Here is a 20,782-nt window from a genome sequence, read left to right on the forward strand (position 1 = left end):
CAGCGCTCAGAGCATGCTCAAACAGCGCTCGGCAAGTCCGACGAAGTAAGCGGCCCCCCAACTGATCGCCGCGTCGTTGAAGTCGTATGCCGGGTTGTGGACCGCGCAGCCGCCCTTCGAGTCGACGCCGTTGCCGAGCACCACGTAACAGCCCGGCACCATTTCGGTCATCCACGAAAAGTCTTCGCTGCCCATTACCGCATCGGGCATGAGCGTGTAGCCCGCCGGGCCGGCCAGGGCCTCGATGGTTTCGATCGCGAGGTCGGCCGCGCCGCGATGATTGACGAGCGGGCGGGAGATCTGCTGGTAGTCGACTTCAGCCGTGGCGCCGTAGGTTTGCGCCTGTAACTGCGCGATGCTGCGGATCCGCGCTTCGACCAGGTCGCGCGTTTGCGAATCGAGCGCGCGCACCGAGAGTTTCAGCGTCGCCGTTTCGGGGATCACGTTGGGTGCGCTGCCGGCGTGGATCGCACCGACCGTCACCACGGCCGCACGGGTCGGCTCGATGTTGCGCGCGACGATCGATTGCAAGGCCAGCACGATGCTGGCCGCCGCGACGATCGGATCGCAGCCCAACTGAGGCATCGCGCCGTGCGTACCTTTGCCGGTCACGGTGATCGTCACCGAATCGGACGACGCCATCATGCAGCCGTGGCGCAGTGCGAAATGGCCGACCGGCAGGCCGGGCGCGTTGTGCAGCGCGAACATCTGGTCGCAGGGAAAGCGCGCGAAAAGACCGTCCTCGATCATCTTCGAGGCGCCGCCCAGGCCCTCTTCCGCGGGCTGGAAGATCACGTTCAGCGTGCCGTCGATTTCGCCCCGGCTAGCGACGCGGTGCGCGGCGGCCAGCAGGATCGCGGTGTGGCCGTCGTGGCCGCACGCATGCATGGTCTGTACGACGGTGCTCGCGTACGGCAGGCCGGTGGCTTCCTGGATCGGCAGCGCGTCCATGTCGGCGCGCAGTCCGAGCGTTCGGCTCGACGTGCCGCGCCGCAGTTGGCCGACCACGCCCGTGCCGCCGACACCCGTTGTCACTTCATAGCCCCACTCCGCGAGCTTGCGTGCGACCAGTTCGGCGGTGCGCGTTTCAGCAAAACCAAGTTCAGGATGCGCGTGGATGTCGCGGCGAATCGCAATGAATTCGTGTTCGGTCTCGCGCAGTTCGGCGAGAAGCTGGGGAAAAGATTGCGTCATTCGTTGTGCTCCGATTAAGCCGGCTGTCGTTTCGCAACCGTCGAAGCAAAGCGTAAAGATCCGGCCCGAAAACAAATAAGCACAAATTTTGATGCGCATAACTGCCAGTGCTATATTCCGCATCATGAAAATCCATCATCTGCGAGCACTGGTTGCGATTGCCTCGACCGGCAGCATCAACGGCGCGGCCAAAGCGCTGTTCGTGACGCAACCGGCCATCACGAAGGCGGTGCGGGAACTGGAAACGGAATTCGGCGTGCGGCTGCTGGAGCGCAACCCGTGGGGCGTCGTGCCCACGGCCGAAGGCGCGGCGCTGGTGAGCCGGGCGCGCACCGTGGTGCGCGAGATGGAGCGCGCCGAGGAGGATATGGCGCATCTGAAGGGGCTGCGCGACGGCAGCCTGGTGATCGGCATCACGCCGATTGTCGGCACCACGGGACTTGCCGAGGCCTTCGTCGAATTTCGCAAACGCTGGCCGATGGTGACGCTGGAGTTTCGCGAGCTGGGTTTCAACCAGTTGCATGAGCAACTTCGCAATCGCACGCTGGATCTGGCGTTCGCCGCGTTCGCGCGACCGGTGAGCGATCTGGGCAGCGTAAAGCGGATGGTCTCGTTCGAAACCGTATTCGTGACGCGCGCGCAGAGTCCCTATGCGGACGCGGCGTCGCTCGAGGCGGTACAGGAAGCCGAGTGGATTCACACTGACGTGACGGACAAGTACCCGGGCTTTATCCGCGCGATGTTCGAATGCGCCGGGCTCACGCCACCCCGGCGAATCACGCGCTGCACGTCGTACGCGCTGTTTTGCAGCCTGACCATCAGCACCGACGCGATCTTCGCGTGGACCACGCATTCGCTCGAAGAAACCGCGCTCGGGCAGAGCTTCGTGCGTCTCGCGCTGCCGGTCGCGCCGCCGCCGTTGCAGTTGTATCTGCTGTCGCCGCAGGAGTCCCAACTGACGCGGCCGGCGGAATATTTCGTCCACTGCATCGAGCAGGCGATCGAGCCGTTGTTGAAGAGGCCAGTGGCGTAGGGAGCGGGTTTGGTGCGGTTGCACCGACCATTGACCGCCCTATTTTGTACGATACTTCAGGCTAAATTAATTAACTGCCTAAAGTATCGTACGAATCTCAGAAATTTTGGACCAGATCAACACACCTAGCCCCTTGTTCAGCAAATTTGTCCGATACTTTTGACATACTCTTCATATTTGCCTAATCTATCGGACATGCCCCGTACCTTTCAACGTCCCTTTCCGTCGGTCGAGAAGCAGATGCGTGCGCTCGGCGAACGGCTGAAACTCGCCCGCCTGCGACGTGAACTCACGACCGTTCTGTTCGCTGAAAGGCTGGGCATTTCGCGCGACACGCTGAGCCGCCTCGAGAAAGGCGATCCGAATATTGCGCTCGGCACCTATATGCGGGCGCTTCGCGTGTTGGGTCTCGACAAGGACATGGACGCCATCGCCCGCGACGACGAACTCGGCCGCAAGCTGCAGGATCTCAAGTTGCCGGGTCAGCGCAAACCGCGCACGAACACGCCCGGTGCCGCTCCTGTCAAAACCGGGCAACCGGCAAAAAAACCCCCGAAGAAATCTGATGGTCAGCAATAAACCTCGCGATGCGTTCAAGGTATTCCTCGACGCAACCGAACTGAGCAACCAGCAGCAAGTCGGCCCCTTGTATTGCCAGACTGCACGCACTGACTTGCCGGCATCCTTTACCTATGCGAAGAACTGGGTAGATGGGCGTAACGCATTCATGCTCGACCCGCGCCTCGAGTTATGGACCGACGAGCAATATCCGCCCGCGAAGTCCGCCGCATTCGGCGTCTTCATGGACTCGGCGCCGGATCGCTGGGGCCGCGTGCTGATGGAGCGCCGCGAGGCCGCGGCGGCAGATCGCGAAGACCGGCCCATGCGTAATTTGCAGGAGATCGATTTCCTGCTGGGTGTGCACGATCTGACACGAGTCGGCGCGCTGCGGTTTCAGGACGTGGACGGACATTTTCTCGACAACAGCGCGAATGCCGCGCCGCCGGTCACCGACCTCGCGACCCTGGCCTATATCAGCCTGCGCATTGAAGAGGCAGATATCGAAAAACTGCCCGAGTACGAGCAGTGGCTCGCGATGCTGATCGCCCCTGGCACCTCGCTCGGCGGCGCTCGCCCGAAAGCCAACTTCACCAGTCTGGGCAATGATCTCAGGATCGCCAAATTCCCCGCGAAAGACGACCGTTATGACATCGGCGCGTGGGAAACCGGGACGATCACCTGCGCAATCATGGCTTCATTCGCGAGCCTTCGGGCTGGCGGCTCTCGCCGGCGTTCGATATGAATCCAAACCCGGGCAAGCGGGAACACGCGCTCACGCTGGACGGCATGAGCGCCCTGCCGGATCTTGAAACCGCGCTTGACACCGCTGAGTTTTATCGACTCGACGACGCAGACGCGCGCCGCATCGTTGCGGAAGTTCAAGACACCGTCAACACATGGCGGGAAGAAGCCACCGCGCTGAATATGTCCCGGCCCGAAATACAACGAATGGAGTCTGTATTTCAGGCGTGATGTCTGCGCATAGCGGCCACACGTTCGAGCCGTGCCAGTCACATCCGGCACCTGGACGCTCGCGTTCCGGCACATGTCTCCATACCCTTTATAATCCGGCATGATCCGAATCCCGCACCTCCCCTCGCAATCGGCCGCACATGGCCGATCAGCCCCCCACCGCGCTCCGGTGGCCGCATGAAAACACCCAAACGTCTGCTCCCGCTGGTCGAAGAGGGCCTGATCGACGAAGTCATCTCGCAGTTGATGAGCGGCAAAGAAGCCACCGTCTACGTGGTCCGCAGCGGCGAGTCCACGCGCTGCGCGAAGGTCTATAAGGACGCCAAACAGCGCAGTTTCCGCCAGGCCGCGTCCTATCAGCAGGGCCGCAAGGTCAAGAACAGCCGCCAGCAGCGCGCCATGGAAAAAGGCAGCCGCTATGGCCGCGAAGTGCAGGAACAGGCGTGGCAGAACGCGGAAGTCGATGCGCTGTTCCAGCTCGCCAACGCCGGCGTGCGCGTGCCGCAGCCCTTTATCTGCACCGACGGCGTGTTGCTGATGGAATTGGTGACCGATGCGGACGGCAACGTCGCGCCGCGTCTGAACGATGTCGAGATGACCGAAGCACGCGCGTTCGAACTGCACGCGCTGCTGCTCAACCAGGTGGTGCGCATGCTGTGCGCCGGCATGATTCACGGCGACCTGTCCGAATACAACATCCTGCTCGCGGCAGACGGCCCGGTGATCATCGACCTGCCGCAAGCCGTGGATGCCGCCGGCAATTTGGAAGCGCCGGCCATGCTCGAGCGCGACGTGAATAACCTCGCCACGTATTTTGGCCAGTTCGCGCCCGCATTGCTCGATACGAGCTACGGCAAGGAAATCTGGTCGCTGTACGAAGCAGGCGCCTTGCACGTGGATGCCAAATTGACCGGCCGTGTCGAACTCGACACTACGCCGATCGATCTCGAAGCCGTACTACAGGAACTTGAAGACACGCGCCTCGACGAAGAAGCGCGCCTGCGCTACGAACAGTCGCTGCGCAGCGGGACGTAAGCGGGGCCAAAACAGCCCCTACGCAACACGTAAGCGACCAATCAGCGGCACCTGCGTGCCGCTTCGCGAAGAGGCTACGACGCGATGCGGCAGCTGGCCGCCTTGATCCTGGTCGACGAAGCCCCCGGTGCCGGCCCCACCGATTCCCGCATCGTCACGCTCACCGGAAACTCGCGGATGATCTCCCATGAGGTCCGGTAGCACTGATTGACCAGCCAGCGCACGGCGTTCTGCGTCAACTCCGCCGTGGGGATATGCACCGAGGTGAGCCCAGGCGCGGCATACGCGGCCGAATAATCATCGTCGTAGCCGATCACCGAGACTTCGTCGGGTACGGAAATCCCCACCTGGTGGAAGCGCGCCAGCGCGCTCACCGCCATCGTGTCGTTCGCGCAAAAGAGGCCGGTGAAGCGCCGCTTCGAATCGAGCAGCTTCTGCGCGGCAACGTAACCGCCTTCCGGCGAGAAGTCCGATTCGATCAGCGTGACGTCTTCACGTGCAATGCCCTCACGCGACAATTCGGCAAAGAAGCCTTCGAGCCGGGTGTGATTGTCCGAGGCGCTGAACGGCCCGGAAATCACCGCAATGTCCCGATGCCCATAATCGAGCAGCGTGCGTGCTGCCAGTTCACCGCCGCGCCGATGATCCGCGCAAAACGACGCTTCCGGCAACTGATCGAACGCGCGATTCAGAAACACCATCTTTGGATGCATGCGATGCAGCATGTCCAGATCTTCGTCGTGCAGATCGTGGCTGATCACCACCACGCCATCGCAATCACGGCCGATCAGAAAACGCACCGCCTCGATGGCCTGCTCGCGCGGCGACACTTCTCCGCAACCCGTCGCCACCACCACGTGGCGGCGCACCGCGCGCAGTTCGGTGTCGGTCTGCTTGAGAATCGTGCCGTAGTAAGAGCCGAAGAAAGTCGGCACGAAAATGCCGATCATGCCGAGCGATTGCGTCGCCATCGCCCGGCCGATGGACGACGGCCGGAAATTCAGCGCTTCGATAGCGGCCTTCACGCGCGCGGCGGCATCGGCTGAAATGGGTCCCTTACCGGAAATGGCTCGCGACGCAGTCGACATGCCGACGCCGGCCAGTGCCGCGACATCCTTGAGTGTTGCCACACGGTTCTCCGTCAAGCTTGCTGTATTCAACGACGCTGCGTCCCGTCACTACAGACGCGCACCGCCTTCTTCCTCGAACAGCGAAATATGTGCGCCATCGAACGAAAACGCCGCGGCATCCCCAATCGCCACCGGTGTCTTCGTCTGGTCGATCGACGCGATTTGCACTCCATGATAGTCGAGCCAGATGACACGGTGGTTGCCCATCGGCTCGATCAGTGAAATGTTCGCGCGCTCGCTCATTTTTGTGTTTGAACCGCTTGACCCGCTTGAGCCCTCGCCCACGTGCACGTCTTCGGCCCGTACGCCGAGTACGCAAGACAGACGATCCGTCGGCAGGTTCTTGAAAGGATAGTGCGACACATCGAGCCGCAAATGCGCTGTACAAAAGTGTAGCGCGCCGTCGCGCGGCTCAAGTGTGCCCTTGAGCACATTCATTGCGGGCGAGCCCAAAAACGTCGCGACAAACAGATTGTTCGGCCGCGCATAGACTTCGGCGGGCGTGCCGAACTGCTGGATCACGCCGCCGCGCATCACCGCCATGCGCGTGGCAAGCGTCATCGCTTCGACCTGATCATGGGTCACGTAGATCATCGTCGCGCCCAGACGCTGGTGCAGTTGCTTGAGTTCGCGACGCAATTCGGTGCGCAATTTGGCGTCGAGATTCGAGAGCGGCTCGTCGAACAGGAACACATCGGCCTCGCGCACGATCGCACGGCCGATCGCCACCCGCTGCCGCTGCCCGCCGGAGAGTTGCGCGGGCTTGCGCTTGAGCAGCGGGCCGAGTTGCAGCATGTCGGACGCCCGCGCCACACGCCGCTCGATTTCCGCCTTCGGCGTGCCGTTGATACGTAACGCAAACGACAGATTGCGCTCGACACTCATGGTCGGATACAACGCATACGACTGGAACACCAGCGCGATACGTCGATCTTTCGGGTCGGCCCAGGTCATGTCAACGCCCGCAATTTCGATGCTGCCGTCGGTCACGTCGATCAGGCCCGCGATGCTGTGCAACAAGGTGGATTTGCCGCAGCCCGATGGGCCGAGGAGCACCACGAACTCACCCGCTCGCACATCGAGATCGAGATTCTCGATCACCGTATTCGCGCCGAGCTGGATCTTCAGATTGCGCACCGATACGTTGGCCGGATTCGACAGACCCGCGGTGTCCGCCACGTGGCCGACATTCGCCGCATCTGCCGGGGTAGCCACGTCTGCCGCATTTACCGCCGCACCTACCGCCGCATTTGCCATCGCGTTTTCCACATTCGCCAGGTTTGCCATGCTTTATCGCCCTATCCCTTGACGGCGCCGGACGCAATGCCGCGCACAAACCAGCGGCCCGAAATGAAGTAGACCGCGAGCGGCACCATGGAGGTCAGAATGGTCGCCGCCATATTGACGTTATAGAGCCGCTCGCCAGTCGTCGTATTGATGATGTTGTTCAATTGCACCGTCATCGGCAGGTTTTTCGTGCCGGCGAACACGACGCCGAGAATGAAGTCGTTCCAGATGCCCGTCACCTGCATGATGACCGCGACGACGATGATCGGCGTGGACATCGGCAGCATCAGTTGCAAAAAGATGCGCCAGAAGCCGCCGCCGTCGATGCGCGCCGCCTTGAACAGCTCCTGCGGAATCGACGCGTAATAGTTGCGAAACAGCAGCGTCATCACCGGCATGCCGAAGATGGTGTGGATCACCACGATACCCGGCAGCGAGCTGAACAGATGCACACTCGCGAGCACGCGCACGAGCGGATAGACCATCACCTGCACGGGAATGAAGGCGCCCATCAGCAAGACGCCGAACAGCAGCCCTGCCCCACGCGGCCGCCAGAACGACAGCGCATAGCCGTTCACCGCGCCGATCATGATCGACAACACCGTGCTAGGTACGACGATACGCACCGAATTCCAGAAGCCGACCTGGATGCCGTTGCAATCGAGCCCCGTACAGGCGGATTGCCACGCGGCGCTCCATGCGTCGCGTGTGAAATGCGCGGGGAACGCGAGCAGATTGCCGAGGCGAATCTCGCTCATGGGCTTCACGGATGTGACGAGCATCACGTACAACGGCAGCAGGAAGAACAGCGCCGCTGTGAGCAGAAACGCGTAGACGCCGAGTCGTGCGGGTGTAAACGCATGGCGGCGCCGGCGTGTACGGCTCGGCGTGCCGCTTTTGAGCGGCGGACTGAGCGTGTTCATCACACCTCCTTGCGCAACGCAGCGCGGCTGCGGGCATAGAAGAACGGCGCGAGAATCGCCAGCACCGTGGCCAGCAGCACGATCGACGCGGCCGACGCGAGGCCGATATTGGCCCGGCCGAACAGGTAATCCATGATGAACTTCGCCGGCACTTCGCTCGCGGTGCCGGGGCCGCCTTGCGTCATGGCAACCACGGCGTCGTAAAGCTTCACGACCATCACGAAGAGCAGCACAAAGGCAGTGGACAGGGAAGGCCCGAGCATCGGCACGACGATGCTCGCATACACCCGCCAACGCGGAATGCCGTCGATACGTGCGGCTTTCCACAGTTCGTCGTCGATACCGCGCAAGCCGGCCAGCAGCAGCGCCATCACGAGGCCGGACGCCTGCCACACCGTCGCAATGACGATGGTGTAGATCACCCAGTCCTGATCGACGATCCAGTCGAAACGCGCGTGTACAAAACCGAGCTTGTGCAACACGGCCTGCGCACCCAGCTCAGGATTCAGAATCCACTGCCAGACCAGACCGGTTGCGACAAACGACATCGCATATGGATAGAGAAACACCGTGCGCAACGCGCCTTCGGCCACGACGCGTTGGTCGATGAAGATCGCCAGCAGCAAGCCGATCACCATGCACGCAACAATAAAGCACGCACCGTAGATCACGATGTTTTGCAGCGACAGCAACCAGCGGTCGTTATTGAAGAGCCGCGTGTACTGCGTGAGACCCGCGAAGTCGCCGGAAGGAAACGTACGCGAGTTGCTGAGGGACACGCGCGCGGTCCAGACCATCGTGCCGAGATACGCGAACACCACGGTCAGGACCATCGGCAGCAAGGCTAGCCATGCCGCTATCGGCAAGCGCTTTTTTAGCGGCTTTTTCAGCGGCCCTTTGCGAGGCTTGGAGCCGGCGGCTGGCAGCTTGAGCGCGTGCATGGCGAGCGCCTAGCTCTTCAATGCACTGGCAAACGCCTTCTGCGCATCGTCGACCGACTGGTTCTTGTTCCAGAAGTTCGTGATGACGTCGATCAACGCGCCCTGCGTGTCAGGCGAGAGCAGCATCTCCGGATTCGGCAACTGACGCGACTTGTCCTTCATGATCGCCATGCCCTCCTTCGCGCAGATGTCGAGACTGCTCGCGTCCACATCGGGGCGAATCGGAATCGAGCCTTTCTTCGCGCTGAATGCGACTTGCGCGGCCGGCGAGGTCATCACCGTGGCAAGCAGATTTTGCGCCTTGATCGCGTTGGCGTTGTCGGTTTTCGGGAATACGAATACGTCCCCCGCGACCAGATACGGCGAGTGCGGACCGAAACCCGGGAAGCAGCCGAAGTCCTTGCCCGCCGTCTGATTGGCCGCGGAGAATTCACCCTTGGCCCAGTCGCCCATGATCTGCACGCCCGCCTTGCCGGAAATCACCAGCGCGGTGGCGTCGTTCCAGTTGCGGCCAGGCGAGCCCGCATCGACGAAATCATGCAAGCGCTTGAACGATGCGAGCACTTTCTTGAACGCATCCGACTTGACCGCGTTCATGTCGCGATCGCGGTACACCTTCAGATAAAGATCGGGACCGCCGACGTCGGCGAAGACCGCGTCGAACGTGATCTTTTCCTGCCAGGGCTGACCACCGAGCGCGAGCGGGATCACGCCCGCCGCTTTCAGCTTGCCGAGATCGGCGAGGAATTCGTCATAGCTCTTCGGCTCGGCGGCAATGCCGGCCTTCTGGAACACCGGCTTCGAGTAGAAGAACCAGGCCGGCATGTGAATATCGACTGGCGCGGCGTAGTAGTGACCCTTCACCCGGATGCTGTCGATGATCGATTGCGGGAACACGCCGTTCCAGTTTTCTTTCGCGGCGACGTCATCGACGTTGTTCAGCAGACCCTGGTCGATCAGGTCGTGAAACTGCTTGGAGGTATTGAACTGCGCGGCGGTGGGTGGATCGCCGCCGACGATCCGGTTGATCGCCGTGGAGCGGGCCTGATCGGCGCCGGCCACCGCGTTGTCGACCCACTGGCCACCGGCCCTGTTGTACGCATCGGCGAACTGGCGGATCGCGGCGGATTCGCCGCCTGAGGTCCACCAGTGAATCACGTTGGCTTTCAACGGTTCAGCCGCATGCGCGATGACGCCGTACAACGCAAGTGCCGCAACCACGCCTCGCAAGACCATTTTTTTGCTGTTCATTCCGTCTCCTGTCGATCGGAGTTAGCGCTTTAGCTGTCGACTAGAGTTGGCGCTTTAGCGCTTACTCTAGTCCCATGCAGAGCACTTACTCCGATCCCATGCACGATAGTGCGCCGGCTTTGCGCCCGTGTTCCAAGTCGACATACCAACCAGCTTCACCTGCCGTTAAGCCCTTGCTTTACGCTCCTTCAGGAATTTCGCTACCCACTCCGCGCTACGTTTGATCGTGCGCTTCTGCGTACTGTAGTCGACATGTACGACACCAAAGCGACGCTCATACCCAAACGCCCACTCGAAGTTATCCATCAGCGACCACAGAAAATAACCGCGAATATCCACACCGGCCTTGATCGCCTGATCGACCGCTGCGAGATGGCGCTTGAGGAACGAGATGCGCTGCGTATCCTCCACATGACCGTCGGTCACTTGATCATCCGAGGCCATGCCGTTTTCGGTGATGTAGATCGGCGGCAGGTTGTGATAAGTCTTCTTGAAACCGGTCAGCAGATCGCGCAAGCCATCGGGATACACCTCCCAGCCCATCTGCGTGCGCTCGACGCCTTCGAGCGGCACGTCCCGGAATCCATGCGCACCGTCGCTCGCGACGTTGGTGCGGAAGTAATAGTTGATGCCGAGGAAATCGAGCGGCGCGGAAATGGTCTGCATGTCGCCGTCGAGCACCAGCGGCTCGGTGCCCGGCCACAGTTCGAACAGGTCTTGCGGATACGAACCCTTGAGCAACGGATCGAGAATCCACGCATTGTGCTGGACTTCGAACAGATGCGCCGCGCGCTGATCCGCCGCGCTGTCGCTATTGGGCGTGCCGCGGCCGATGTTGGCGACGATACCTTTCTGCGAAGCCGGATCGTTGGCGCGCAATACCGGCACCGCGAGGCCGTGTGCGAGCAATAGGTGATGCATCGCCTGCGTCGCGAAGCGGTCGTCGGCGAGGCCCGGCGCGTGGTGGCCGTTGCCGTAGCCGAGATACGCCGAGCACCACGGCTCGTTGAGCGTCGCCCATGCGTCGACCGTGCCGGCCAGTTCGCGGCTCATCAGGTCGGCGTAGTCAGCGAAACGGTAAGCGGTTTCGCGATTGAGCCAGCCGCCGCGATCTTCCAGATGCTGCGGAAGGTCCCAGTGATAGAGCGTCGCGAAAGTTGTGACGCCCTTCTCTTTCAGACGGTTCAGGAGGCGCTTGTAGAAGTCGAGCCCTTTGCGATTGGGCACGCCTGCCGCGTCCATCACGCGTGGCCACGCAATCGAGAGCCGATAGCCTTCGAGACCGAGCGAGACCAACATCTCGACGTCCGCTTCCCAGCGATGATAGTGATCGCAGGCGACGGCGCCGGTGTCGCCGGCCAGCACCTTGCCGGGCGTCGCCGAGAAGGTGTCCCAGATCGACGGCAGGCGGCCGTCTTCATTCACCGCGCCTTCGATCTGATACGAAGCGGTGGCGGCGCCAAGCAGGAAGTTCTTGCGCCACAGCGTAGAGTCCGCCGGTGGGGTGAAGAGATCGGCGAGCGAGCCCTTGGAAACTGCTGGGGATAGGGTGTCGGATACAACGGATGCGTCGTTTGCCACGGATTCTCTCCTGCGCTGAGGTCATTGAACCGGGTACGGCAAAACTCGATGTGAATGCTGCCTGGCAGCTAAAGTGGAAGCGCTTCCACAAAGACCAGCGAACGATAGCAGTGGCGGATTGAACGCAGCAATCAGGGTTTGTCTGGAGGACTTGCTGGCATGCGCGGCGCCGCGATGCGCCGCGCATACGGGTATTGCGTGAACCTAAATCAACAGGCTGTTGGTGCTGCCCAGCGATTTAAAGTGAATTGTGCTGCGACAGTCAGGTGTTACGCTGACTGGTCACATGACGGGGCAAGTTACGAACCCGATCCGCCATATAGATGGCACAAATCTGCCCCACCGACCCTCTTGTTTCGCTCGACAATCATTAACCCGTCGCCTGCCTCAGGATAGTTAACAAGCGGTTCTCCATCGAGGCGATCAATGTTGAATGAGTGCAAAACGAAACCTGCCTGGGTGTTATGGACGATTGCGTAAATAAGCACCGGCACTCCCTCGTCGACGGCTATCAATTCATGTGCCAGCGTCTTGGAGTTTTCCCAACCCCCATAGCTTTTCTCGTCGTGACTGATCGACAGGCAATACTGAACGTTGACTTCGCGAACCGTACAGGTTCGAATCTGCTCCATCCAGCGAGCTACGTCGGTCCTGTAGAGCGGCGCATTGACGGATATAAGAAACTCAAGCAGTTGGCGTTCTTGAGGTTTAAGAGTTCGTCGCATCAATATTCCCTGCGATCTCAGGGAAGCTTAAAGCGCGGTGGCAGATCCGACTCCTTGTACACATGTCGCAAATCTGCCCCACCTATGCGTTTACCGGCTTCCATGATCATGAGGCCATCGCCTGGGTCGGGATAAGCCACAAGAGGCTCCCCATCGAGACGATCGATGTCGAAAGAGTTGAGGACATAACCTGACTGCGTCTCCACCGCGCAAGCATAAATCAGCACTGGTACGCCCTCGTCAACGCAAACCAGCTCGCGCGCGAGCGTAATGAAGCCGCCTCCTGAAAGTCTGATTTCATCGTGGCTGATGGCCAGACAGTAGGGCACATTGACCTCATGGACCGTGCACCGTTCAACCTGATTTTTCCACCTTAGTACGTAAGCGCCATAAAAAGATTCGTTCGCTGTAAGAAGAAACTGCAGAAGCAGACGCTCGTGGCTTACCAATGGCCGTTGCATGATTAGCGGTTGTACTTGTTTGAATCCCAAGCACCCTATAAGGAGCATTCCACCCCAACTATCCGACAATTCCTAAAATTGCGATATCCATGCGCCTACGCAACAGGCACTTTCAACGTGGACATCAAGGTCCGTAAGGAACCACGCAAGAGTCTGTGAGTCTTTGCCACATCCCCGCGACGAAAATCGGAACGCCGGACGTGGAAGGGCCGCACACGGGTCCAGTGACGCGAGACAAACCTGCATGAAGATGGACGGGGACCGAGGGGTCCGGTCAGAGACAGCCAGAAGGAAAAAGACGGGGTGCGGCGGCAGCCGCCCCAAAGAAGCGATACAACGCGCCGGGCACCGCGTTAAGTGCCCAGCGTGACGCGCCGTTAAGGCTTCTGCGCCGGCAAATTAAACGCACCACCATCATAAGCTTCGCAATACGCTTTCCAGTCGGCGTTCACGAGAGCCTCGCATTGCGTCGCGAGTTCAATCAACGGCAATTGCCAATCCTTGCGATTGCCGAACGCGATCAGCTCGTCCGCAATCGACGACTTCTCCCGGCCGCCGCTGCGCAACTGCGCCCACGCGCTCAATTGGGCCATGCTGTTGACCACTTCTTCGAGCCGCGGTAGCTTGCCGTCCCAGTCGCTCAATGTCACACGGTCTTCCGAAGGCTGCAAGCTGCGCAGCACATACGAGCGCTGATTGAAATCGACTGCATGCAGGAACGCCTGCGAAACCGCCTGATTGCGCCGCTGAACTTCAACCACACGCTGCGCCTCGCTCTGCCACTTCGGCTGTGGTGTGCGTACATGCGGCGTTACCGAAGAAGGCAGCGCCTCTTTCAGATCGAGCAGATAGTTGCCGTCCGGTGAGCCCTTGCCTTCGACGAGGATCGCGTAGCGGTCCACCCCCAGACTACCGGTGCCGGCAATCCGTCGCGTCACGTCGATGATCCGATAGAAGTCCGGATTGGGTTGACCGGCGGCGAACTGACGCATGAACTCCGTGACTGCAGCGCGCGCTTTGTCGCTGACCAGCAGCGCTTTCTTGCCGTCCACTTTCAACACGCGGATCTTGCCCTTGAGCGTGGTGCGCCGGTCGAGATACTCGGCGCGCTTGCGGGTCGCCAGTGCGTCGAACAGATCGCGCACCATGCCGGTCGACGTCTCCGCTTCGATCCAGCGCGCTTTGCCGAAGGCGAGCGCCGCGCTGTAAGCATCGACCGCGGTATGACAAAGCGCAAGTGCCTGCGCGCGGCTCAGCTTGAGGTCGCTCGCACCGACCAGCACGCTCGTGAGGAGCCGCACCAGTTCGTAAAGACTTGGCGCGAGGCAGGCTTCGTCGAAATCGTTGTTGTCGAAATAGACGAGGCGGTTGTCGCCCTTGTAACTGCCGAAATTTTCCACGTGCATATCGCCGCAAATCCACACCGGGGGCGCTTCGTCGAGCACCTTGTCGCGCGGCAGACGCGCGTAAAACAGATGGCAGGTGCCGCGCAGAAACACAAACGGCGAGCCACGCATGAGCTTGTATTTCATCGCGAGCCGTTCAGGATCGCGGCCGGTATTGAAGCTGGCAATGGTCTGTGCGATATCGGACATGTGATTCTCCTTCATACGACTCGATGCGGGTTCAGTACAGGTTCAACGCGAGCGGAACGAATCCGCCAGCGCATGGAGATTGAGTGGCTTCACACGAATCACGCCGCCGCGCGGACTGTCGATATCGGCGACCAGCATAAACGATAGCGACACGATCAGCGGAACGATCAGCAACAACCCGGCTCCCGCTTTCAAACCACGTGCGCCGTAGCCGACCAGCACATTGGCGCACACCGCGATCAGCACCATCAGTGTCCACGCCGCGACAGGAATGCGATTCCACCACGCGGCCTGCGTGTAACCCTGCGCATTGAGCACGTCGTTCATTCCGGCGACAGCGAGCGCGGCCACTGGCGTGGGCTGCGCGGCAGCGGCGTTCTTCACTGCAGTCCACATTGCGCCCTGCAGGCGCGACGTCTCGGCGTTGACTTTGGCGAGTTCATCGGCGTCGCGCGTCGTGTAGAACAGCACCCGTTCGTCGAGATAGGTTTTCAGCAAGCCGCGGACGGTCGCCGCATCGGCGGCGGGCAACAGATCGGCGCGGACGTATTCGGTGCCGATCGCATTCGCCTCTTCTTCCTCGTAGTTCTTGCGTTGATCGTAGCGGCCTACCGCCATCGAAAAAGTGAAACCGATGATCAGCGCAAGCAGCGTCAACGTGGCGGCCTGAATCACGCTGAAGTCGTCGCGTGCGTCCTCGTCGATCTTGCTGAAACGCCGCAGCAGCGACGCGCCGATGCGCGCCGACAGCCACATCGCAACAAAGCAAATGATGAAGACAAGTGCCGGATAGTCGAGGAGGTTCTGCATGGCGAGCGTTTTTTTTATCAGAGTTTTGTTGGCGGGAACGCTTTGGACAGCGGTAAAACGTGCACGGCCACTGCATCATAAAAGACGCAGTGCGGATGGGAAAGCATGCAGGCGGCAGACGGACAGGCTCGCAACCTGCAGCATGCCGACTGTCAGGAGCCTGTCATCAAATAGTAACGTCCGTCCGCGCTGACGTTGAAGCCGAATCCGCATTCGGTTAGCGAGCCGTGCGTCGCTACATCGAGCGTTTCCGGTGCGGAGAGTTTGAACTCGATCAGGCATCTGTCCGCACGTTTGTCCGTTGGCTTGTCCTCATGTTTGTCATAAGGCGCGAGATTGGTGATCCTCGCGGTTGCGTCGAGCGGCGCACGGCCTCCGTCATCAGTCACCGGCACGCGCGCCACGCCATCGTAGAACCGCACGTAGGCCGACAGGCTGCCCATGTTCGCGCTCGGTTGACCGTCGGCGCCGACTGTCGGATACACGAAGTCGCCATCGATCCGGTAGACGCCGTGCCGCCCTTTCACCGGCTTCACCTCGATACTGTTCCACGCGCCAAAAAACATGTAACTGGCAAAGCGCGCGCCGTTCGGCGGCACACCGGCCACCACCGCTTTGTCAGCAATCGCTTCGAGACGTTGACGCGCGGCCGCTACCGCGCGACCGAGCAGCGCGTCGTTGGGATAGTCGTTGCCGCGGCTCACCGCGGTGCGGTAATACGCGCGCGCGTCCGGCAGCGCGCCCAGCCTCACTTGCACGTCACCCTGATGAACCAGCGCCATTGCCACGCGAGCCCGCGCAGAACTGGTCGCTTTCGGCGAGTTCTCTTCGTTCGCCTGCATGGCGGTGGCCTCGGCGAGCGCGGCTTCCATCGCGACCAGCGTTTGCGCGTCCTTGAGGCGCCCTGCTTCGAGCGCGGCCACGCCCAACGCCGCGCACGACGCGTTCGTGCGGCACGGCACGTCCTTGCCCGCCAGCAGGTTGCGGCGATAAAGTTCGGCGCGCGAATCGGCGGCTCCCGTTTGCGCCGCGACGAGCGCGGGCATGAGCGCTGCAATTGCAGCAGAAACGACAACGGCAGCAGCGGCGGTTTTGACGTTCATGAGCAAGAGAGGACGGTGGCGATGACGCGTTTCGAACACGCGCTTCAAGTAGCCGTATGCACCGCACGTTTGTTGACGTGGGTTGCCACGGACGCTGGCCGTGATGCTGACAGAAAACCGGCGATTGCGCGAACCCTTGCATGGCGGCGAAGCGGGCGGCCAATCGCGCGATTCGGTCGCAACGCCCGGCACGCGGCATTCCGTGACTTTTGAGCATGCACAGTTGCTTGCATGAAACGCATTCGACCGGTCATGCGGCACGCATCAAGTCGCCTGTCATACCCGAGCCCTAGATGATTTTGCGCATTGGCAAGCGTTCGTTTGAAACTGTTCCCCTATGAGGGAACAGCAGAACGAAAAGCGACGCGCCTCTATCCGGGTGTCTGCACCCCGGCCTGCACCCCGAACTTCTTACGATACGCGCCTGGGCTCGTCAACGCGATACGCCGGAAATGCCGCCGCAGCGATTCTTCGGAACCGAAGCCCGCCAGCTCAGCCACGCGCGCCATCGGCAAAGGAGCCGGCGCCTCAAGCAGTTCTCGCGCGATCGCCACGCGTTCACGCACCAGCCATTCGTAGGGCGCCATGCCCGTCGCGTCGTGGAACTGCCGCTGCAGCGTACGCGGGCTCATCGCCGCCCGTTCGGCCAGCGAGCGCAAGGTGTGCGGCAACGCGGGATGGCGGCGCACCCAGTCCATCAGTTTCGCGAGGCGCCCGCCTTCGTCTTGTGGCATCGGCCGCGGCACGAACTGCGCCTGACCGCCCTCGCGATGCGGCGGCACCACGAGCCGCTGTGCGACCCGGTTGGCGATCGCGCTGCCGTGATCGCGCCGCACCAGATGCAGCAGCATGTCGAGCCCTGCCGCCGATCCCGCCGAGGTGATGATCTGTCCTTCGTCGACATATAACGCATCCGGCTGCACGCGCAATTGCGGATAGCGCTGCTGCAATTTGTCGGCGTAGCGCCAGTGCGTCGTGACGGTCCTGCCGTCGAGCACACCTGACGCGGCCAGCACGAACACGCCGGAGCAGATTGAGCAAAGGCGCGCGCCGCGTTCGTAGGCGGCGCGAATCTTTTTCAAGAGCGGCTCGGGCGGCAATTCGTCGGCGTCGCGCCAGCCGGGAATCACGATCGTGTCAGCGCGATCGAGCAGCCTGAGCGTGTACGGCGCGGCGACGGTGATGCCGCCGGCCGCGCGAATCGGACCGGGTTCGCTCGCGCATACCGCGAAGCGATACCAGTCGACGCCGAGTTCAGGACGTTCGAGCGCGAACAGTTCGGTCACGCAGCCGAATTCGAATGTACAGAGCCGGTCGTAAGCCAGCGCGACGACAAGGTGATTGAGCATGGCGTAATGTTACCGGAGATTGACGATTACGCCACTTACCCGGCGCTTACGGCGTCGCGACAATGAAGGCTCCAGAATCGCTTCGCCACACAACCACGCTCACTGTCCAACCGGAACCCCGCCATGTCGACGCTCAACACCCTCACCGCCCACAACGCCGTCACCGCCATCCCTGCTGCCGATAGCGCCGCCGCCCTTGCTCACTTCCAGGCGTCGCTGCAATTCGAAACCGACTGCTCGGACGTGTCCGCGGCACTCGCGAGCGGCACGCCCGGCTTCGTGCTGCTCGACGTGCGCAGCCCGGCGCTGTTCGAACAGGGCCACGTGCCGGGTGCGCTGAACCTGCCGCACCGCAAGATCGTGGCATCGAAGCTCGCCGGGTACCCGCAGGACACGCTGTTCGTCACCTACTGCGCAGGCCCGCACTGCAACGGCGCCGCACGCGGCGCACTACGTCTCGCGCAACTGGGACGCCCCGTCAAACTGATGATCGGCGGCATTACGGGCTGGCTCGACGAAGGATTAACCCTGGTACACACCACGCCAGCCGCGTGATGCTCGAATCCGATGACTAACATATTGAAAATCAATTAAATAAACGCCACCAACTGTCGATAACAAGTTCAGCCGCTTCCCTCTCGCGGTTGGACTTAACATGCAGAGCTCATACAATTTTTGGCTGGTTGCAATCTCGTTCGTCGTCGCGACGCTGGCGTCGTACACGGCGCTCGATTTGACGGGCCGCATCTTCCTGCTGGCGTCGGCCGGTTTGCGGCACGCGTGGCGTCTCGGCGGCGCCGCCGCGCTCGGTGTCGGCATCTGGTCGATGCACTTCATCGCCATGCTCGCCTTCTCGCTGCCGATTCCGCTCGGCTACGATTTCGCGACAACCGCTTATTCGCTTGGACTCGCGATCGGCGTGTCGTATCTGGCGCTGGTCGTGGCGACCCACGCGCGGCTCACGCTGCTTCGGCTCGTGGCCGGCGGCGTACTGATGGGCTTCGGCATTGCCGGCATGCACTACACCGGCATGGCGGCGATGCAAATGGAGCCGGGCATCCACTATCAGCCGGCCTGGTTCGCAGGCTCGCTGGCGATCGCGATCGGCGCTTCGACCGCCGCGCTGTGGATGGCGCGCGCACTCAGTAACGACGACGAGCGCTACGTCTTGCGCAAACGTTTCATCGCGGCGCTGGTAATGGGCGTCGCGATCAGCGGCATGCACTACGCCGGCATGGCGGCCGCCGAATTTCCGCCCGGCGCCGTGTGCGGCGCGGCCAAGGGCGTGAACGCCGCATGGCTCGCGACTTCGGTGATCCTGTTCACGTTTGCGATTCTGATCGTCACGCTGATACTGTCGCGTTTCGATGCGCGCACCAGCTTTCTGGTCGGCGCGGTGTCGAAGCTGAACGGCCAGATCGTGCGGCTCGCCACGCTCGACACGCTGACGGGCCTGCCCAACCGCAGCACGCTGACCGAACGCATCGACCGCGCCATCCATAGCGCGCGCCGGCAGCGTACGCTGTTCGCCATCCTGTTCATGGATCTCGACGGCTTCAAGACCATCAACGATTCACTCGGCCACTCGGCCGGCGACGAAGTGCTGTCGGCGTTCGCCCAGCGCCTTCTGCTGTGTGTGCGCGCGAGCGACACCGTCGCGCGTCTCGGCGGCGACGAGTTCGTGGTGCTGTCCGAGAACCTGGCGTCACGCGAAGACGCCGGCACCATGGCCGAAGACGTGCTCGACCGGATGCGCCAGGGCGTATGGACCGATTCGCAGCCGCTACAGGTGATGCCGAGCATCGGCATCGCGCTCTTTCCCTACGACGGCGATACCGTCGAGACGCTGCTCAAGCATGCGGATGCAGCCATGTACGAAGCCAAGCGCGCGGGCCGCAGCACCTATCGCTTCTTCGAACAAAGCATGAACGAAGCCGCGACGCGCACGCTGCAAATTCAAAGTGCGCTGCACGAAGCGCTCACCGCCGGCCATTTCTCGCTGCACTTTCAGCCGAAGTTCCACGGCAGCGGCGACTCGCTGGCGGGTGCCGAAGCGCTGATCCGCCTGCATCATCCGCAGCTCGGCGCACTGGTGCCGCTCGAGTTCATTCCGATTGCCGAGCGCTCGGGCCAGATCGTGCAGATCGGCTACTGGGTCCTGCGCGAGACGTGCCGGCAGATTCGCCGCTGGGTCGAGCAAGGCCTGCCTTCGATGAAAGTGGCGATCAACCTGTCGCCGCGCCAGTTGTCGCAACCGAACCTCGTCGCGACGATGCTCGAGATCGTGCAAGCCGAAGGCGTGCAATGCGAACAGATCATGTTCGAAATCACCGAAACCGTCGCGATGCAGGACGCGCCGAAAACCATCGAAATGATCCGCGCGTTCCGGGCAAGCGGCTTTGAAATCGCCATCGACGATTTTGGCACCGGCTATTCCAGCCTCGCCTATCTGCAACGTTTTCGGGTCAAGCAGTTGAAGATCGACCGCTTCTTCACCAACGGACTCGACGAGCACGGACCGGAAGGCAGCGCGATCGTTTCCGCGATCATTGCGCTCGCCCACTCGCTGGAAATGGACGTGGTGGCCGAAGGCGTCGAAACCGAATCGCAGCTCGACATGCTCAAGTCGATGATGTGCGACGAGATGCAAGGCTTCCTGCTAGGCAAGCCGCTCACCGCCGACGACTTCGGCGAACTGCTACGGGCAAGAATGGTGTCGGCATGAGCATCCGAATCTGTTTGAAAGACGTGTACCTTTGCGACTCGGTTCGCCTATCATGGCGCGCCCGCTGCGTCGCCTCGTTTTACCTATAAGCAGGAACAAACAGATT

At 61.6% G+C, this 20,782-nt stretch carries 20 protein-coding genes; 7 read left to right on the forward strand and 13 right to left on the reverse strand.

Annotated elements, in window-relative coordinates:
- Nucleotides 1–6 precede the first annotated feature (6 nt).
- A complete protein-coding gene (locus FSO04_RS12765) occupies nucleotides 7–1,194 on the reverse strand; it encodes a M20 aminoacylase family protein (protein WP_154560027.1) in 1,188 nt (395 codons plus the stop codon).
- Between the two features lie 124 nt (nucleotides 1,195–1,318).
- Between FSO04_RS12765 and FSO04_RS12770 the strand changes: the two genes are divergently transcribed.
- The 5 genes from FSO04_RS12770 (at nucleotide 1,319) to FSO04_RS12790 (ending at nucleotide 4,795) form a co-directional block, all read left to right on the forward strand.
- Nucleotides 1,319–2,227, forward strand: coding sequence for a LysR family transcriptional regulator (locus tag FSO04_RS12770; RefSeq protein ID WP_154560028.1), 909 nt, complete (start codon nucleotides 1,319–1,321; stop codon nucleotides 2,225–2,227).
- A 195-nt stretch (nucleotides 2,228–2,422) separates the two neighbouring features.
- Nucleotides 2,423–2,806 (forward strand): helix-turn-helix transcriptional regulator, encoded by a 384-nt coding sequence (locus tag FSO04_RS12775; RefSeq protein WP_154560029.1) that lies wholly within the window; start codon nucleotides 2,423–2,425, stop codon nucleotides 2,804–2,806.
- Complete coding sequence (locus FSO04_RS12780; RefSeq protein ID WP_154560030.1) at nucleotides 2,793–3,530, forward strand: HipA N-terminal domain-containing protein; 738 nt, start codon at nucleotides 2,793–2,795, stop codon at nucleotides 3,528–3,530. The genes FSO04_RS12775 and FSO04_RS12780 overlap by 14 nt, the downstream gene beginning before the upstream one ends.
- Nucleotides 3,446–3,760 (forward strand): HipA domain-containing protein, encoded by a 315-nt coding sequence (locus FSO04_RS12785; protein ID WP_154560031.1) that lies wholly within the window; start codon nucleotides 3,446–3,448, stop codon nucleotides 3,758–3,760. The genes FSO04_RS12780 and FSO04_RS12785 overlap by 85 nt, the downstream gene beginning before the upstream one ends.
- Nucleotides 3,761–3,937: 177 nt before the next feature.
- Nucleotides 3,938–4,795 carry a PA4780 family RIO1-like protein kinase gene (locus tag FSO04_RS12790; RefSeq protein WP_154560032.1) on the forward strand — a complete coding sequence of 286 codons (858 nt, stop codon included), beginning with the start codon at nucleotides 3,938–3,940 and terminating at the stop codon, nucleotides 4,793–4,795.
- Between the two features lie 74 nt (nucleotides 4,796–4,869).
- On the opposite strand, the gene FSO04_RS12795 is transcribed toward FSO04_RS12790, so the two are convergent.
- From FSO04_RS12795 to ftrA, 12 genes are all read right to left on the reverse strand, one after another.
- A complete protein-coding gene (locus tag FSO04_RS12795; protein WP_168435663.1) occupies nucleotides 4,870–5,925 on the reverse strand; it encodes a LacI family DNA-binding transcriptional regulator in 1,056 nt (351 codons plus the stop codon).
- A 48-nt stretch (nucleotides 5,926–5,973) separates the two neighbouring features.
- The gene (locus FSO04_RS12800) at nucleotides 5,974–7,182 is read right to left on the reverse strand and encodes an ABC transporter ATP-binding protein (protein ID WP_408383248.1); all 1,209 of its coding nucleotides are present in this window, start codon (nucleotides 7,180–7,182) and stop codon (nucleotides 5,974–5,976) included.
- A 41-nt stretch (nucleotides 7,183–7,223) separates the two neighbouring features.
- Complete coding sequence (locus FSO04_RS12805) at nucleotides 7,224–8,135, reverse strand: carbohydrate ABC transporter permease (protein ID WP_154560034.1); 912 nt, start codon at nucleotides 8,133–8,135, stop codon at nucleotides 7,224–7,226.
- Entirely contained in the window at nucleotides 8,135–9,076 is a 942-nt protein-coding gene (locus FSO04_RS12810; RefSeq protein WP_154560035.1) for a carbohydrate ABC transporter permease, read from the reverse strand. The genes FSO04_RS12805 and FSO04_RS12810 overlap by 1 nt, the downstream gene beginning before the upstream one ends.
- 9 nt (nucleotides 9,077–9,085) lie before the next feature.
- Nucleotides 9,086–10,327, reverse strand: a complete 1,242-nt coding sequence (locus tag FSO04_RS12815) for an ABC transporter substrate-binding protein (protein ID WP_154560036.1) — start codon at nucleotides 10,325–10,327, stop codon at nucleotides 9,086–9,088.
- A 165-nt stretch (nucleotides 10,328–10,492) separates the two neighbouring features.
- Nucleotides 10,493–11,908 carry a GH1 family beta-glucosidase gene (locus FSO04_RS12820; RefSeq protein WP_168435664.1) on the reverse strand — a complete coding sequence of 472 codons (1,416 nt, stop codon included), beginning with the start codon at nucleotides 11,906–11,908 and terminating at the stop codon, nucleotides 10,493–10,495.
- A gap of 299 nt (nucleotides 11,909–12,207) precedes the next feature.
- On the reverse strand, nucleotides 12,208–12,633 hold the full coding sequence (locus FSO04_RS12825) for a hypothetical protein (protein WP_154560037.1): 426 nt from the start codon (nucleotides 12,631–12,633) through the stop codon (nucleotides 12,208–12,210).
- A 17-nt stretch (nucleotides 12,634–12,650) separates the two neighbouring features.
- Nucleotides 12,651–13,094, reverse strand: a complete 444-nt coding sequence (locus FSO04_RS12830) for a hypothetical protein (RefSeq protein WP_154560038.1) — start codon at nucleotides 13,092–13,094, stop codon at nucleotides 12,651–12,653.
- A 377-nt stretch (nucleotides 13,095–13,471) separates the two neighbouring features.
- On the reverse strand, nucleotides 13,472–14,689 hold the full coding sequence (locus FSO04_RS12835) for a DUF2252 domain-containing protein (RefSeq protein WP_154560039.1): 1,218 nt from the start codon (nucleotides 14,687–14,689) through the stop codon (nucleotides 13,472–13,474).
- 42 nt (nucleotides 14,690–14,731) lie between these two features.
- The gene (locus FSO04_RS12840; protein WP_154560040.1) at nucleotides 14,732–15,499 is read right to left on the reverse strand and encodes a bestrophin-like domain; all 768 of its coding nucleotides are present in this window, start codon (nucleotides 15,497–15,499) and stop codon (nucleotides 14,732–14,734) included.
- Between the two features lie 152 nt (nucleotides 15,500–15,651).
- Nucleotides 15,652–16,602 (reverse strand): hypothetical protein, encoded by a 951-nt coding sequence (locus FSO04_RS12845; RefSeq protein ID WP_199203026.1) that lies wholly within the window; start codon nucleotides 16,600–16,602, stop codon nucleotides 15,652–15,654.
- A 371-nt stretch (nucleotides 16,603–16,973) separates the two neighbouring features.
- Entirely contained in the window at nucleotides 16,974–17,951 is a 978-nt protein-coding gene (ftrA, locus tag FSO04_RS12850) for a transcriptional regulator FtrA (protein WP_154560042.1), read from the reverse strand.
- Between the two features lie 123 nt (nucleotides 17,952–18,074).
- On the opposite strand from ftrA, the gene FSO04_RS12855 reads away from it, so the two are divergent.
- Together FSO04_RS12855 and FSO04_RS12860 are read left to right on the forward strand one after the other, a co-directional pair.
- The gene (locus FSO04_RS12855) at nucleotides 18,075–18,506 is read left to right on the forward strand and encodes a rhodanese-like domain-containing protein (RefSeq protein ID WP_154560043.1); all 432 of its coding nucleotides are present in this window, start codon (nucleotides 18,075–18,077) and stop codon (nucleotides 18,504–18,506) included.
- Between the two features lie 100 nt (nucleotides 18,507–18,606).
- Nucleotides 18,607–20,676: a putative bifunctional diguanylate cyclase/phosphodiesterase gene (locus FSO04_RS12860; RefSeq protein WP_154560044.1), complete on the forward strand. Its 2,070-nt coding sequence runs from the start codon at nucleotides 18,607–18,609 to the stop codon at nucleotides 20,674–20,676.
- Nucleotides 20,677–20,782 lie beyond the last annotated feature (106 nt).

Origin of the sequence: Paraburkholderia madseniana, assembly GCF_009690905.1 — a bacterium.
Lineage (GTDB): Bacteria > Pseudomonadota > Gammaproteobacteria > Burkholderiales > Burkholderiaceae > Paraburkholderia > Paraburkholderia madseniana.